Origin of the sequence: Bacillus sp. FSL L8-0099 (assembly GCF_038006385.1) — a bacterium.
In the GTDB taxonomy this organism is placed as follows: Bacteria; Bacillota; Bacilli; order Bacillales; family Bacillaceae_G; genus Bacillus_A; species Bacillus_A toyonensis.
Genome location: NZ_JBBOVC010000002.1, coordinates 306,584 through 322,710 on the forward strand (window position 1 = coordinate 306,584; position 16,127 = coordinate 322,710).

11 protein-coding genes are annotated in these 16,127 nt (G+C 37.3%); all 11 read left to right on the plus strand.

All coding sequences use genetic code 11. The features are described 5' to 3' along the window. The first annotated feature begins 135 nt into the window (after positions 1–135). The 11 genes from MHH42_RS29230 to MHH42_RS29280 all read left to right on the plus strand — a co-directional run bounded on the left by MHH42_RS29230 (position 136) and on the right by MHH42_RS29280 (position 16,078). Complete coding sequence (locus MHH42_RS29230) at positions 136–1,479, plus strand: carbohydrate ABC transporter substrate-binding protein (protein WP_340895070.1); 1,344 nt, start codon at positions 136–138, stop codon at positions 1,477–1,479. 101 nt (positions 1,480–1,580) lie between these two features. Continuing rightward, a complete protein-coding gene (locus MHH42_RS29235; RefSeq protein WP_340895072.1) occupies positions 1,581–2,471 on the plus strand; it encodes a carbohydrate ABC transporter permease in 891 nt (296 codons plus the stop codon). Between the two features lie 15 nt (positions 2,472–2,486). Next, the gene (locus tag MHH42_RS29240; RefSeq protein ID WP_340895074.1) at positions 2,487–3,476 is read left to right on the plus strand and encodes a carbohydrate ABC transporter permease; all 990 of its coding nucleotides are present in this window, start codon (positions 2,487–2,489) and stop codon (positions 3,474–3,476) included. Positions 3,477–3,488: 12 nt separating this feature from the next. Beyond that, positions 3,489–5,660, plus strand: a complete 2,172-nt coding sequence (gnpA, locus tag MHH42_RS29245; protein ID WP_340895077.1) for a 1,3-beta-galactosyl-N-acetylhexosamine phosphorylase — start codon at positions 3,489–3,491, stop codon at positions 5,658–5,660. Next, positions 5,650–5,817 carry a DUF6903 family protein gene (locus MHH42_RS29250; RefSeq protein ID WP_171903035.1) on the plus strand — a complete coding sequence of 56 codons (168 nt, stop codon included), beginning with the start codon at positions 5,650–5,652 and terminating at the stop codon, positions 5,815–5,817. The genes gnpA and MHH42_RS29250 overlap by 11 nt, the downstream gene beginning before the upstream one ends. 107 nt (positions 5,818–5,924) lie before the next feature. Continuing rightward, positions 5,925–6,821 (plus strand): ROK family protein, encoded by an 897-nt coding sequence (locus tag MHH42_RS29255; protein ID WP_340895082.1) that lies wholly within the window; start codon positions 5,925–5,927, stop codon positions 6,819–6,821. Between the two features lie 64 nt (positions 6,822–6,885). Then, a complete protein-coding gene (locus tag MHH42_RS29260) occupies positions 6,886–8,052 on the plus strand; it encodes an SIS domain-containing protein (protein WP_340895084.1) in 1,167 nt (388 codons plus the stop codon). A 20-nt stretch (positions 8,053–8,072) separates the two neighbouring features. Continuing rightward, a complete protein-coding gene (nagA, locus tag MHH42_RS29265) occupies positions 8,073–9,221 on the plus strand; it encodes an N-acetylglucosamine-6-phosphate deacetylase (RefSeq protein WP_340895086.1) in 1,149 nt (382 codons plus the stop codon). 26 nt (positions 9,222–9,247) lie between these two features. Next, positions 9,248–10,186, plus strand: coding sequence for a tagatose-6-phosphate kinase (gene lacC / locus MHH42_RS29270; RefSeq protein WP_340895088.1), 939 nt, complete (start codon positions 9,248–9,250; stop codon positions 10,184–10,186). A gap of 12 nt (positions 10,187–10,198) precedes the next feature. Further along, positions 10,199–11,206 (plus strand): tagatose-bisphosphate aldolase, encoded by a 1,008-nt coding sequence (lacD, locus tag MHH42_RS29275; RefSeq protein ID WP_340895090.1) that lies wholly within the window; start codon positions 10,199–10,201, stop codon positions 11,204–11,206. Positions 11,207–11,701: 495 nt separating this feature from the next. Continuing rightward, positions 11,702–16,078 carry an endo-alpha-N-acetylgalactosaminidase family protein gene (locus tag MHH42_RS29280; protein WP_340895092.1) on the plus strand — a complete coding sequence of 1,459 codons (4,377 nt, stop codon included), beginning with the start codon at positions 11,702–11,704 and terminating at the stop codon, positions 16,076–16,078. The last annotated feature ends 49 nt before the right edge of the window (positions 16,079–16,127 follow it).

Below are 16,127 nucleotides of genomic sequence, written 5' to 3' on the forward strand. Positions count from 1 at the left end.
ATAAAGATTTTAGTGGGATATGCAGTAAAAAGCAAGATATCTAAAAAACAGAACAAGATGTTTATTGTGAAAGCGTTATCTATTTTGTATTCTTTAATTATGAAAGGAAGATTAGGAGATGGGGGTAAGATAAAGATGAAAAAAAAGTTATTGTTGTCTGTAATGACAGCTTTGTTATCTTTTAGTTTAATAGCCTGCCAGAGTAATAATACAAAAGTTGATAACTCTAAGGAAGGTACAAACTCTAGTAAAAAACAAGTCCTTCATGTGGCAGCACTTGAATCGGCTTATGGTAAAGAGATGTGGACCAAAGTGATTGATGCATATGAAGCTGCTAATCCAAAAGTTGATGTTAAATTGACGGTGGACAAAAATCTTGAGGATGTCATAGGCTCGAATATGAAAGCAGGAAACTATCCGGATGTTGTGTTGTTAGCAACCGGGAGAAAACAGGCACTTACAGAAACATTAATTAAAGATAAAGCTTTAGAAGACATTACAGACGTTTTAGATAAGAACGTTTATGGTGAAGAGGTTAAAGTGAAAGATAAGTTGATACCAGGGATTACTGGTACATTGGCCACTAATCCTTATAACGATGACAAAACTTACATGGCGCCGATGTTCTATAGTCCAACTGGTTTATTTTATAATGCCAGCTTATTAAAGGAAAAAGGTTGGGAAGTACCAAAAACTTGGGACGAAATGTGGACTTTGGGAGATAAAGCGAAAGCAGAAGGAATTTCTTTATTTACTTATCCTACCACTGGTTATTTTGATACATTTTTCTATACTTTACTATTAGGGCTGGGGGGACCGGAGTTCTACAATAAAGCTATGAAATATGAAAATGGTATTTGGGAAACTCCTGAAGCAACTAAAGTTTTCGAAATTTTCGGAAAGTTATCAAAATATACAGAGCAAACAACTGTTGCGAATGCCAATGACAAAGACTATAAGAAAAATCAACAATTGATTCTCGATAATAAGGCGCTGTTCATGCCAAACGGTACATGGGTTGTTGGTGAAATGGGAGAAGCGCCTCGATCGAAAGGTTTTGAATGGGCCATGATGACTTTACCAAGCTTTGATGCTAGCAGCGACCGTTATGCGTTTACTTATTTTGAACAAATGTGGATTCCTTCTGCAGCTAAAAATAAACAAGCTGCTAAAGATTTCTTGACGTTTGTTTATTCGGATAAAGCCGTTGAAAAATTTGCAGAATCTAGTGCGATACAGCCGATCAAAGGTATTTCTAGTAAACTGACAGGTAGTAATAAATTATTCTATGGTATCTATGATAATGGAGCGAAAGTGGGGACAGGTGGATTTGCCGCAACGAAAGCCGTTGAAGGTGTTAGCATGGCAGACACATTATTCAGAACGATAGACAGTGTTATGTCTGGTAATAAAAAAGTGGAAGATTGGCAAAAATCTGTTGAAAAAACGAGTGACCAATTACGGTCTGTATTAAAATAAATTAGTTTTTTAGTTTTTTAGTTTTTTAGTTTTTTAGTTTTCACTACGTACAATGGTGAGTCGCTAGTTTCACCATTGTACTTATTAACTGAGGTGATGGCATGAATAAGACAACAGAAAAAAGAATTTTTATTTTTGTTTGTACTGCACCCGCACTAATCCTGTTAGCCATTTTTATGATTGTTCCTACGATTGAAGTATTCAGGATGTCCTTATATAAGTGGGGAGGATTTTCTAATAATAAGGTATTTGTTGGGCTCGATAACTTCAAGATTTTATGGAATGATATGAATTTCTTTCGATCTCTCCAAAACAGTATCGTATTGATTGTTATTGTCACACTTGTCACGATGGTGCTGGCAATCTTGTTTGCCACTTTGTTAACAAGAGAAAAAATAAAAGGGAAAAGCTTCTTTCGAATTATTTTTTATATTCCTAATGTTTTATCCGTTGTAGTTATCGCGGGAATATTTTCTGCAGTATATGACCCAACTACAGGGTTGTTAAATAATATACTTGCTTTATTTAACCTTGAAAACCTTCAAAAGATGTGGCTCGGCAATCAAAAAATTGCTATTTTCAGCATCGGCGGGGCACTTATTTGGCAAGCAATTGGTTACTACATGGTCATGTATATGGCGGCAATGGCAAGTATCCCCGAAAGTTTTTATGAAGCATCTGCTTTGGAAGGTGCTGGACGGATCAGACAATTTTTTAGTATTACTTTACCGTTAATTTGGAATAACATTCGGACGACGTTAACTTTCTTCGTTATTAGTACGATTAATTTAAGTTTTCTACTCGTTCAAGCGATGACTGGCGGCGGACCTGACGGATCGACGGAAGTGTTTTTAAGCTACATGTATAAGCAGGCTTACACTAATTCTTCTTACGGTTACGGTATGGCTATTGGGGTGGTCATTTTCCTATTCTCATTCGCATTATCTGCAATTATCAGCGGTGTCACTAAAAGGGAAGTGTTGGAGTATTAAGGAGGGCCAAAAACGATGGAAACACAAAAAAGAATGACAACAGAAACAGCTTATCGAGATCCAAAAATGATGGAAACCCAAAAAGAAATGATTGTTGAAACAGCTTATCAAGCCCCAAAAACAATGAAGCCCCAAAAAGGAATGACTACAGAAGCAATATATCGCTGTTTTATCTATGTAGCACTGATTACGTTAGCAATTTCTATTATTATTCCTGTTGCATGGGTTTTCTTAGCCTCAGTGAAGAAAAACTCGGAGTTTTATGGAAGTCCTTGGGCCATGCCGAAAAGTTTCTATTTTCAAAACTTTATCGATGCTTTCCAAAAGGCAAATATGGGTACCTATATGTTTAATTCAGTCATGGTAACTGCGTTGGCTCTGCTTATTTTATTGATTGTGGCCTTACCAGCAGCCTATGTGTTGGCAAGATATACCTTTAGAGGAAGCAAATTAATAAATACTTTTTTTAAAGCTGGGTTATTCATCAATGTGAACTACATTGTTGTTCCAATTTTCTTGATGTTATTGGACGGAGATACCTTTTTACGAGGCCAACTTGGTGATGGATTTCTACTAGACAATTTATTTATTTTAGCTGTGGTATATGCGGCGACGGCGTTACCATTTACCATTTACTTGCTGTCTAGTTTTTTTCAATCGCTTCCATCCACATATGAGGAAGCGGCGTTGGTCGATGGTGCCGGGTATTTCAAAACAATGATTTCAGTCATGATTCCGATAGCTCGTCCAAGTATTATTGCCGTCATTTTATTTAATTTCCTTGCCTTTTGGAACGAATACATTATTGCCTTAACATTAATTCCAGGACCGAATAAAACGTTACCTGTCGGATTAATGAACTTGATGGCAGCTCAAAAATCTGCTGCGAACTATGGTCAAATGTATGCAGGAATGGTTCTTGTCATGCTGCCCACTTTGATTTTATACATCATTGTTCAAAAAAAATTAACACAAGGAATGACCCTTGGTGGTTTAAAGGATTAGAGGAGGATTTACATGAAAAAGAAAAAAGGCCGTGTTACTTTACCGAGTGAAGAAAATTTTCTTAAGGAAACAAAAGAATTAATGGAACGATGGGGTGCGGATGCGATTCGCGATAGCGATGGAACGAAACTAGATGATGATATTAAACAATTGGATGCGAAAATTTATACGACCTATTTTGTTGCTCGAGCTCACAATGAGTTCGCAGAGAAGCACATGGATGAATGCCAGCAACTTTATTTGATGAGCTTGTTCAATACTGCGCTTACTGACACCCTTGAAATTGATTTTATGAAAGGCTACTTTGAGGAACAATTAAAGCCGGATTACGTTCACAGTCCTAAAAAATACTGGGAGGTTATTGACCGGACAACCGGAGAAGTTGTTGACGCTAATGATTGGGAAGTAAACGAAGAGCAAAATCGTGTTTTGATTACGAAGGCGATTCCTTGGCATGAATATACGGTTTCATTCCTAGTCTATGCGATTTGGGATCCAACCCAAATGTACAATCATATTACGAATAATTGGGGCGATAAGCCACATGATATTCCTTTTGATGTCAGGCAGCCACATTCCAATGAATTTATGAAAACCTATTTAAAACAATGGCTGACAGAAAATCCGGATACAGATGTGGTCAGATTTACAACGTTTTTCTATCATTTTACCCTTGTGTTCAATAATCTTGGCAAAGAGAAATTTGTCGATTGGTTCGGATATGGTGCTAGTGTTTCAGTTGCTGCTTTGGATGCTTTTGAACAAGAAAAAGGCTATCGTTTAAGACCGGAAGACATCGTTGATCAAGGCTATTACAATACTTCGTTTCGAGTTCCAACTCCAGCCTATTTAGATTATATGGATTTTGTACATAAGTTTGTTGCTGAAGAAGCAAAGAAACTTGTGGACATTGTCCATGAAAGTGGCAAGGAAGCGATGATGTTCCTTGGGGATAACTGGATTGGTACGGAACCGTATGGAAAATACTTTGAAAATATCGGATTGGACGCAGTTGTAGGCAGTGTGGGCGGCGGAGCCACATTACGTATGATTGCCGATATACCACATGTTCGTTACACAGAAGGACGATTCTTACCTTATTTCTTCCCAGATACTTTTTACGAAGGTAACAACCCGACGATTGAAGCGAATGAAAACTGGTTAACGGCGCGAAGAGCTTTACTGCGGAATCCTGTTGATCGTATCGGCTATGGCGGTTATTTAAGTCTAGCCTATCAATTTCCAGAATTTATCTCTTATATTGAAAAAGTTACTGAGGAATTTCGTGAAATTCATGACACAATTAAAGGCATTCAACCATACAGCGGTCTTAAAGTTGCAATTTTGAACTCTTGGGGAAAGTTGAGAACTTGGCAAACACATATGGTTGCTCATGCCTTATGGTATAAACAAATTTATTCTTATTTAGGTGTTTTGGAATCCTTGAGCGGGGCTGCCGTGGAAGTTTCGTTCATTAGTTTTGATGATGTTATTAACGATGGGATACCTGAGGATATTGACGTTATCATTAATGCTGGCGATATGGGCACAGCTTTTTCAGGAGGGGCTAATTGGATTAATGAAAAGTTAGTCACTACAATCAGGGCCTGGATGTATAATGGCGGAGGCTTCATAGGCATTGGTGAACCTACAGCCTATCAGCATGAAGGACATTATTTTCAGTTGGCGAACGTCTTAGGTGTTGACAAAGAACTAGGATTTAGCTTATCAACAGATAAATATTTTATTAATCCTGTCGAAAATCATTTTATTTCTGCAGACAGTACCCAATTTGATTTTGGTGAAGGAATGAAAAACATTTATGCGTTATCAGAAAAAACCGAAATAATAGAATATTCAAACGGAGGAGTTCATCTTTCTAGTCATCCGTTTGGAGAAGGCAGAGCTATCTATATAGCAGGGCTGCCATACAGTGAAGAAAATACGCGTCTGCTGATGCGCGCGTTATACTATGCTGCCCATAAAGAAGGAGAGTTTCAAAAGTATCATGCGAGCAACATTTATTGTGAAGTTCATGCATATCCAGCTATTCAAAAAATGGTGATTGTTAACAACTCGATGATTGAACAAACGACAGTTGTATATGATGGACAAGGAAATTGGAAAGAAGTGACGTTAGCACCTAGTGAAATACGATGGGAGGATTTTTCAAATGAAGGCTAGTGCTCTATTCATTATTAAATTTGTTGTGTTTATCATATGCCTGTCTTTGATTATCATCTACCAAAAAACTGCTGGTAAATTCGAACTAGGTATGATGTTGATTGGATTAGCTGGTCTCTTAGGGCTACTTTATGATTACAATCGGAAATACGTATAAATCAAGCAGGGAAGTGGATTGATCAAGGAATCGCAGACATATGTTTAACGATAACAATTATAAAACATTACTCAATACTTCAAATACAAACCTAGGGGTGCGGACAAATGAAAAAGGCAGTCGGCATTGATATTGGGGGAACGAAGATTGCAGCGGGAGTCATTTCGGATACAGGCGAACTACTTGAACGTTCAGAAATAAAAAGTGATCCTTCAGATCGGGAAAAAATGTTTGGTAGAGTTGTAGAAGCTGTGGAACAAGTTCTCAGAAAATCATCGATTTCCATCGCTGATATCGAGGGTATTGGCGTTGGGGTACCGGGAAAAGTGGATTACGAGAAGGGAATTGCCGTTTTTCAAAATAATTTACCTTGGAGACAGTTTCCTATTTCAGTCCGTTTGCAGGAACAATTTGGTATCCAGCGAATCACGATTGACAATGATGTCTATATGGCGGCTTATGCCGAATGGAAAGCAGCGCATGTAAAAAGGAATGAAACCTTTGTCTACGTGACTATAAGTACGGGAATATCTTGTTCTATCATTCATAACGGCTCATTTTTTAGGGGAGCAGGATTTGCTGGAGAACTAGGCTTGATCCCTGTCCTCTCAAAGGGGATCAATGAACGATTAGAAAAAATCGCTGCTGGGCCAGGGATCCAAAGAATAGCCGAAAGGGACTTACAGGTAGATACAATTTCAACAATGGATGTTTTTGCTGGTTATATAAACGAGGTACCGGAATATCAGTTCATCATCAACGAAGTAACCGACTACTTAACTCAAGGACTTTATACGATTTCCTCCTTATTAGATCCGCACAAAATAGTTTTTGGCGGTAGTGTCATTGTGAAAAATCCATTTCTACTGAAGTTAATTAAAACGAAGCTGAAAATGTATCAGCTTCCTGAGCAGCAACATCTTTTGGAGCAGATGAGTATTAGTACATTGGCACAAAATAATGGAGTTACTGGTGCTGGATTACGAGTGTTTGAAGGTATGTAATGAGGCGGTGCCGATCTTCTTTTATGAAGAGAATGCTGGTAAATAGGTAGAGGAGTGGACGAATATGTTTACATTAAGTCAAGAAAACTTAGTTTCGTTAGGTGCATCGATAACAACAGCGGAAATAAAACGGCAGCCTGATTTATGGGCTGAAACCTTTGCTTTGTATATGGAGAAAAGCGAGGGGATTGAAGAGTTTTTACAAAAAATAGTAACGAAACACAATCGGGTTCGAGTTATTTTTACGGGCGCTGGAACGTCTGCCTATGTCGGTGATACAGTCACCCCTTATTTAATAGAAAAAGTCGATGAACAACAGTGGGAGGTACTAAGTATTCCGACAACCACGTTAGTTTCAAATCCTTATCAATTCTTCAAGAAGGGTTTTCCGACCTTACTCGTTTCATTTGCTAGAAGCGGAAACAGTCCGGAAAGTGTTGCTGCCGTACAATTAGCTGAGCAAATAGTAACGAATTTGTATCAAATAACGATTACTTGTGCGAAAGAAGGTAAATTAGCCAAACGGGCAGTAGGGAATGAAAATAATTTATTGCTATTGATGCCTGAAAAATCAAACGACCAAGGATTTGCCATGACAGGAAGTTATACTTGCATGGCGTTAACGGCATTATTTGTTTTTGATTCTATATCGACTGAAGAAAAATTAAAGATAGTGAAAAAAATTTATAAAATGGGTGAAAGTGTCATTCAAAGAGAAGGCGTCATCAAAGAGATAGTAGATTTTGATTTTGACCGAATTATTTACTTAGGTTCTGGTTGTTTAGAAGGTTTAGCGAAAGAATCACAATTAAAAATATTAGAACTGACAGCTGGAAAAATTGTTACCGCATTTGATTCACCACTCGGATTTCGACACGGTCCAAAATCATTTGTAAACGAAAAATCATTAGTTTTCGTGTTTGTTTCTAACCATCCTTATACACGTCAATATGATTTAGATATGTTAAAAGAAATGCGGCAGGACGACATTGCCAGTTATATTTGTGCCATCGAGGTTGATGGAGAAATTAATTATGCTGGGAACAGATTTGTATTCGGCAGCGAGGCGCAGTCTGTACCAGATGCTTACTTAGCATTACCTTTTGTCATGATTGGGCAAACAGTCTCACTGTTAGCTTCCGTGAAAGTAGGCAATACACCGGATACACCTTCACCGACAGGAACAGTGAACCGTGTCGTTAAAGGTGTTACCATCTACGAATATGAGTAACTAGGATAGGAGAAACATACATGTCTATTTTTATCTTTGCAGATAAGTTTTTTCTTGAGGAGATGGTCACAGGGCCTGGATTTTTAGAGATAAAAGACGGAAAATTCGGTATTTTCTCAGAAAACAAACCAGAGGAAACGACAGACATTATTGAGTATAGAGGACATTGGATCGCTCCTGGCCTAGTAGACACACATATTCATGGATTTAGAAATCACGACATTATGGACAATAGTTTTAGAGGACTGGACCAAATTTCGGTAGGACTCCTTTCTTGCGGCGTTACATCCTTTTTACCGACAACCTTAACATCCTCAATAGAATCGTTAAATAACGTCGTTGAAATGATTGGTGCCAATTACACAAAAGTGCAAGGTGCAAAAATTAAAGGAATCTTTTTAGAAGGACCGTTTTTTACTGAAAAGCATAAAGGAGCACAAAACACGAAATATTTTTGTGACCCATCAGTTCATATGTTGAAAGTTTGGCAGGAATTATCAAATAATACTATTAAAAAAATCGCGATTGCACCTGAAAGGAAAGGGGCAGCGGAATTTATTGAATATGCTGTAGGAGAAGGGATTGCTGTGGCGTTGGCCCACAGTGACGCAACTTATGAAGAAGCAAAGCAAGCGGTAGAAAAAGGAGCTTCTATTTTTATTCATACTTTCAATGGAATGAGTCCACTACACCATCGTGAGCCAGGGATGGTCGGAGCGGCTATGAATCTAAAAGATGTTTTTGCCGAAATCATATGTGATGGACATCATGTTCATCCTGTTGCCTCAAATGTTTTAATGAATATCCGCGGCAGAGAAAAGATTGTAATGGTGTCCGATTGTATGATGGCTGGAGGTATGCCTGAAGGAACTTATCAACTGGGAGAATTTCCTGTGAAAGTAAAAGAGGGGATGGCTCGTTTGGAAAGCGGAAGTTTAGCAGGTAGCATTTTGCAATTAAAAGATGCTGTCAAAAATGTCGTCGAGTGGGGAATTGCCACGCCTGAGGAAGCGATTTACATGGCGAGTACTGCACCAGCAAAAAGTATTCAGCTCGATGGCGAATGCGGGAAGATTGCCGAGGGATATGCTGCTGACTTTATTGTGATTACGCCAACGATGGATGTAACTGCTACTTATCTAGATGGTGTATGTCGTTTTCAAGCTTAAACAATTTTCTGAAAGAGGGAGTACCAATGATTTTATCTGTCACCATGAATCCATCGGTCGATATTTCCTATCCGATTCATGAATTAAAGTTAGATGTAGTTAACCGTGTGGAAACGGTTCATAAAACTGCTGGTGGAAAAGGTTTGAATGTTGCACGAGTAATTGCTCAAATGGATGAAGTTGTCCTAGCGACAGGTGTGCTTGGTGGTACGATTGGTGAATACATTATTCAAGAATTAAATAAAGTCAATATTCCAAATGACTTTTTAAAAATCAAAAAAGAATCAAGAAATTGTATTGCTATTCTTCATGAAGGGATGCAAACAGAGATTTTAGAATCTGGGCCGACATTATCCAAAGAAGAAGGGATTAATTTTTTAGAGAAATTCGAATTTTTACTTACAACAGTTTCACTTGTGACAATTTCAGGAAGTTTGCCGAAAGGGTTACCGACTAACTTTTATTATCAAATGCTAGAAATCTGTCATAAAAATAAAATTCCAGTGATTATGGATTCGTCAGGGGAATCTTTAAAACAAGCGATGGTGCATAAAGAAAAACCATTTGCCATTAAACCAAATACAGCGGAATTATATCAGCTGTTGAGCATTAACATGGAAGCGGGAATCATAGATCTAAAGCAAGTATTAAACCATGAAATATTTACTGGGATTGAGTGGATTATCGTGTCAATGGGTAGTGAAGGTGCATTTGTTAAGCACGGTGAGGACTATTACAGAGTTACGATTCCGAAAGTAGAAGTGGTCAATCCTGTAGGATCAGGTGATGCAACAGTTGCAGGATTAGCTGTGGCACTACATCAACATCAAACAGTCGAGACTGTTCTTAAAACGGCGATGACTACAGGAATGTTAAATACGATGGAAGCTGGAACTGGTTATATTAATGTGAATAAGTTTAAACAATACTTTGATCTCGTTAAAGTTAAAAAAATAGATTCATAGAGGAGAATGTTGATGTTAGAACTAACCAAAAATAAATTGGAAGCTCTAAAACGTTTATCTGCTGAAAATGGCATAATTGGAGCATTGGCTATTGATCAACGTGGTTCATTGAAAAAAATGATTGCGTCTGGCGGTGCAAGTCATGTTGGAGATGAGGGTATTATCCGTTTCAAAGAATTAGTTTCTGAGGAATTAACACCATTTGCTACAGCGATTCTTTTGGACCCTGAATACGGTCTGCCAGCGGCTAAGGTTCGCGATAAAGAATCAGGCTTAATCGTAGCGTATGAAAAAACTGGATACGATGCATCAGAAGTAGGCCGGTTGCCGGATTTATTACCAGAATGGTCAGTGAAACGATTAAAGGAAGCAGGTGCCGATGCTATTAAATTTTTACTCTACTATGATGTCAATGAAGATGAAAAAATTAATAACTATAAACATGTCTATATGGAACGTATCGGATCTGAGTGTGTAGCTGAAGACATACCATTTTTCTTAGAGATTGTTACTTATGATGCTGACAGTGATGATGTGAAAAGTAAAGCATATGCAAAAATAAAACCGTATAAAGTGATTGAGGCCATGAAGGAGTTCTCAAAACCACAATATAAAGTAGATGTATTAAAAGTAGAAGTTCCAGTAGATATGAACTATGTGGAAGGATATACAGAAGGAGAATTTGTTTACAGTAAAGAAAAAGCAGCTTCCTATTTCAAAGAACAAAGTGAAGCAACTAAGCTACCGTTTATTTTCCTTAGTGCAGGAGTAAGCACAAAATTATTTCAGGAAACATTAAAATTTGCTAAAGACTCTGGTTCTACTTTTAACGGAGTGTTATGTGGTCGGGCAACTTGGAAAGACGGTGTTATACCGTTTGCTATAGGCGGTGAACAAGCAGGTCGTGATTGGTTAAAAGATATTGGTAAAAGGAATACTGAAGAACTGAACCTCGTATTGAAAGAGACAGCTAATTCATGGTTTGCTAAAGTAAAAGTAACAGCTGAGCTTCAAAGTTAGTACAATATCTTTTCTTCCATATGTCCTTCATTTCCTGAAGGAAGATTTGCACCAGAACTGCTTTTTAATTGGAATGAAGAAAAATGAGTAGACATTCGTCTGCTCATTTTTTAGTTGCGTCCAGTATGGCCACAAATTCTAGAGTGAAAGCTCAGAACAGTTAAGGGAGCAGTGATCATGACTAAAGGGAGGGAGAACAACCGTTATATGTAAATAAAAAGAATAATATTAATTATCGTATAAAATCCAATCGATTGAATGTAGTAAAATTCAATAAAAAACATACTTAAAAAGGTAACAACACCCTTATTTTGTAAGCGTTTTAAAAAGACAATATAACTAAAAAAAGAAACAATATCTTTATTGAGTCGGCACTTGAAAAAAACTATTCTAAACATAAGTGAAAGCGGTACCTTTCAGGTTTTGGTATATTTTAAAAATGAATGTGCAGGTATTGTTTTTAACTAAAATTAAAATTTCAAAGGGGGAGAAGAATTGGAGAGTAAACATTTCAAGAGAGCTTTTAATACCCTTCTTACACTTGTGCTAATTGTGCCGACATTTTTAGTTAGCATGATTATGCCATTATATGTAGGAGCAAATGTGTCTAATCCATGGGTTACAATTTCATCTGGAGGAAACGAAATCAATGCAATAATAGAACAAAATGGGAAGTCATATGCAAGGCTTGGAGCAGGTGCCGGAAATGATAATGGGGCTAAAGCTGCAATTTTTCAAGAACAAAATAAAATCGCTAAAGAATCGGGAACGATGGCGTATACCTTTACTCCAGAAACCAAGGGAGAAGATACTAGATTTGGTTTCTATCCTCATTATATTGACAATAATAACTTCGTTTTTGTAGGCTACGACTCACTTGGATGGTTCTATGAATACAAATATGAAGGAAAAGGTGATTGGTTAAAAACGAGACCGAATGTGCCATTTCCAGAGGCTGGGACCTCACATTCTATAAAAATCGATTATAACGGAACCACTATGAATATTACATTAGATGGAAAAGATTTATTTGGACCGGTTACTTTACCTAATGATGTAAATACCCTCCTTACAGGTAAGGAAGCAGTTAAACTCGGTGCTTTTGGAGATAAAAAAAGTCAAGTCCTCATTGAATTAGGAAATGCACCTGGAGATGGAGGCACGGATCCTGGAGATGAAAAACTTGTCGACATTAGGGATAATAAATTAGAAGAAGGCGACTTTAAAATTATCTCAGGAGACGGAAAAGTTACTTATAATGAAGATGGTTCAGCGACTTTCGCTGTTACATCTACCCAAAAGAATCGAATTGTATACAACCAAATGAAAGCGATTAAAAATGGTGTCTTTGAAGCGGATGTTACTACTAATACTGATAAGATGAATCGCTTTGGATTAATCTATCGTGTTCAAAATGCATCTACATACACATATGTGGGAACAGGGGATACGAACGATCAGTATTTTGGTGAAACATTTGGACCTATAAACAATTGGACGTCGATGACTTCAAACGTGCCGTTAAAAGCAAAACAAACATACCATTTACGTTTAGTATTCATGGACGATGTTGCAACGTTATACATTGATGGTAAAAAGGTAGATTCTTGGACTTTAACAGGTGGTGTAGATCAAGCGGGTGGACTTGGGTTTGAAAAAAGCCGAGGAGCTGCCGATATTACGATTTCTAATATCAAAATCAAGGAATATAGTGCGCCAAAACCTCCAGATACTCCACCAGTAGAAGATACATTAAAGTCAAAGTATATGGATGTCACTATTGATCAAGTATTCCCGCGGATTGTGAAATACAAAATTGGCGATAAAGTAATGAATGGGCAAGAATCACCTGTTTACGGATTGAAAGTAAATGGTGCACTATACTATCCTAAAGTAAGCTTTGAAAAGTTAAGCGATAGCGAAGTGCTATATACATTAAAAGTTGTGGATGAAATGAAAAATCTTGATGCTGTATTTAAGGTATCTTTGAAAGTAAATGATAATAAAGTTATTTATAGTTTCGATGAAATTAAAAATAATGGTAGTGCAAAAATTGAAACAGTTGAGTTTGCTGATATGAACGTTATCTCAATAAATTCGGAGCAAAAAGGTGCAAAAGCTAAATTAACGAATATTAGCACTGATGTTAGGAAATCAGGAGATGTGGATGTAAGCGTAGATTCTTCCATGGGAGAAATAGGTACATCTACTAAAAATTATACTGCATTTTTGTCAACTGACGAATTGAGTGCGGGTGTATGGTCCAGTTCAGAAGTGGATGGCTATAAAAACTTAGTTGCAAATCGATATGTAAATAAAAATGGTGCTAAGGCAATGGGGATAGGTTCTAGTGCACTCTATTATCAAAGAGATTTTATGTCAGAACCACAAAAAAATAAACCAACTATTAAAATAGCTATCGCTAAAGATTTGAATACTGATAATAAGACAGATTGGCAAGATGCGGCGATTGCATACCGTGATATTATGCAAGACATTAAAGGATATCAAGATGTAAACAATAATGTTGGAATGCGTATTGCAATGAATTTCGGATCACAAGCACAACAACCATTCTTAAAAACAGCAGATAATATTAAAAAGGTTGCTCTTGCTACAGATGAATTGGGGCAGGCTGTTTTATTAAAAGGATATGCAAACGAAGGACATGACAGTGGTCATCCGGATTACGGTAATGTAGGTGAGCGTATGGGTGGCGTGAAAGATTTGGATACGCTTATTAAAGAGGGGCGTAAGTATAATACCCAATTTGGTGTCCATATCAATGCGCAAGAAGTTTATCCTGAAGCGAAAGCTTTCAACAATGATTTTATTGATCGTCCAAATTCTTTAGGATGGGGATGGATAGATCAATCTTATACAATTAATAAATTAAAAGATTTGTATACTGGAGCGCGTGCGAAAAGACTAGATGAATTGAAAGCTGCTGTTTCAGATCTTGACTTTATTTATTTAGATGTATGGTATCAAAATCAATGGGAATCAAATAGAATAGCAGATCAATTTAAAGATAGGGGCTGGAGACTAACAACGGAATTTGGTGGTTCTATGGCCAATTATTCAACGTGGCAACACTGGGCTACCGATAAAAACTACGGTGGACCGGAAAGCAAAGGTATCAACTCAGAAGTACTACGCTTTATTAGCAATCACCAAAGAGATTCTTGGGTGTTGAATTGGCCTGAAGTAGGAGGAACTGCTAATCATCCATTGCTTGGTGGATTTGAATTAGCTGGTTTTGAAGGGTGGCAATCTGATAAGAATTTTGATAATTTTATTCGCATGACATTTGATACGAATCTACCTACTAAATTCTTACAAAAATATTATGTAACGAATTGGACAGCTGTAGAAGGGGATAAAAGCAAGACAAACTTAGAAAAGGAAATAAAATTGAAAGACCCAAGTAATGGGGATGTTGTCGATGTAACTAGAAAAGACAATTCTAGGGAACGTGTTATTACACTGAATGGAAACGTTGTACTTGATGGACACACTTATTTAATTCCTTGGGTGAAACAAGACTTTAAAAACCCAACTTCTAATTCTGAAAAACTGTATCACTGGAATTTGGAAGGTGGCACAACTACATGGACACTTCCAGATGAATATAAAGATGCATCTAGTGTTTATGTATACAAACTGACAGATCGCGGTAGAGCAGATATGAAAGAAGTCAAGGTCGTAAATAATAAGGTAACTTTGACAGCTAGTGCGGCAACTCCTTATGTTGTTGTACCAAAAAGAGATAAAGGTTTGGAAATCCTTGACTATGATTGGAGCAAGGGTGCTCATATATATGACGCGGGATTCAATACAGGAAAAGTAAGTGCATATACAACAATTGAGGGTGATAACAAAGCTGTAAGCGCCGTTAGAACGAATCAAACTGGAAGCAACCGTAATGTAAGTAGTGGAGATTACTACTTGAATATTGATAGTCCATCGAAAGATACAACTGTTTCTCGTGTCCTTACTGGTTTGGAACCAGGTAAAGATTATGTAGCAGAGGTATATGTTGAAAACAATAGTGATGTAAAGGCCGGAATTATAGTAACAGGTGGGAAAGAAGATGTTAGCAATTACACACTGCGTAGCCTGCAAAAGAACTATGTTAAGGCAGATTCACATGCCTCAAATGATGGATATAATAGCAAAATGCAAATAATGCAAGTGAGCTTTACAGCTGTATCTAATAAAGCTAAATTAACTCTCAGCCGTGATTCCGGAAAGGGAAACACAAAATTTGATGATATTCGGATAGTTCAAAAGTCCTTAAAAAATGATGTCTCACCGACGGAATTTAAACAAGATTTTGAAACGGTGGTACAAGGCATTTATCCATTCGTTATTGGTAACACAGAAGGTGTAGAAGACAATAGGGTTCATTTGTCGGAATTGCATTCTCCATATACGCAAAAAGGATGGGCAGGAAAAAAATTAGTCGATGATGTATTAGATGGGAATTGGTCCGTTAAAGTGAACACTGGAAACAAAGGTTTACTGTATCGTACCATTCCTCAAAATTATCGTTTCGAACCTGGAGTAACCTATAAAGTATCATTTGACTATCAAACAACAGAAAATGCATATCGCTTTATTTCAGGGGATCAAGAAATTGATGTTCGAGACATTGCTAATGCAAAGGGGGTGAGTGTGAATAACACTCTAACTGCATCTACTGACACAAAAACAGCAAGGTTTACTGTGACAGGTTCTGAGAACGGTCAAACTTATGTTGGAATTTTCAGTGATGGAACTAATTTAAACGGTGATACCGGAGCAGGTACGTTTATTTTAGATAATCTACGTATTGAAAGGGTGGCTTCAGGAGGAGAGACACGGAGGTAAAGATCTTGATTTAAAATGAAGGTAGTTTTATAGTTAGCGTAATATCGTG

Coding starts and splice junctions, on each gene's coding strand:
- MHH42_RS29230 (WP_340895070.1), top strand. CDS start 136: ATGAAAAAAAAGTTATTGTTGTCTGTAATGACAGCTTTGTTATCTTTT.
- MHH42_RS29235 (WP_340895072.1), top strand. CDS start 1,581: ATGAATAAGACAACAGAAAAAAGAATTTTTATTTTTGTTTGTACTGCA.
- MHH42_RS29240 (WP_340895074.1), top strand. CDS start 2,487: ATGGAAACACAAAAAAGAATGACAACAGAAACAGCTTATCGAGATCCA.
- gnpA (WP_340895077.1), top strand. CDS start 3,489: ATGAAAAAGAAAAAAGGCCGTGTTACTTTACCGAGTGAAGAAAATTTT.
- MHH42_RS29250 (WP_171903035.1), top strand. CDS start 5,650: ATGAAGGCTAGTGCTCTATTCATTATTAAATTTGTTGTGTTTATCATA.
- MHH42_RS29255 (WP_340895082.1), top strand. CDS start 5,925: ATGAAAAAGGCAGTCGGCATTGATATTGGGGGAACGAAGATTGCAGCG.
- MHH42_RS29260 (WP_340895084.1), top strand. CDS start 6,886: ATGTTTACATTAAGTCAAGAAAACTTAGTTTCGTTAGGTGCATCGATA.
- nagA (WP_340895086.1), top strand. CDS start 8,073: ATGTCTATTTTTATCTTTGCAGATAAGTTTTTTCTTGAGGAGATGGTC.
- lacC (WP_340895088.1), top strand. CDS start 9,248: ATGATTTTATCTGTCACCATGAATCCATCGGTCGATATTTCCTATCCG.
- lacD (WP_340895090.1), top strand. CDS start 10,199: ATGTTAGAACTAACCAAAAATAAATTGGAAGCTCTAAAACGTTTATCT.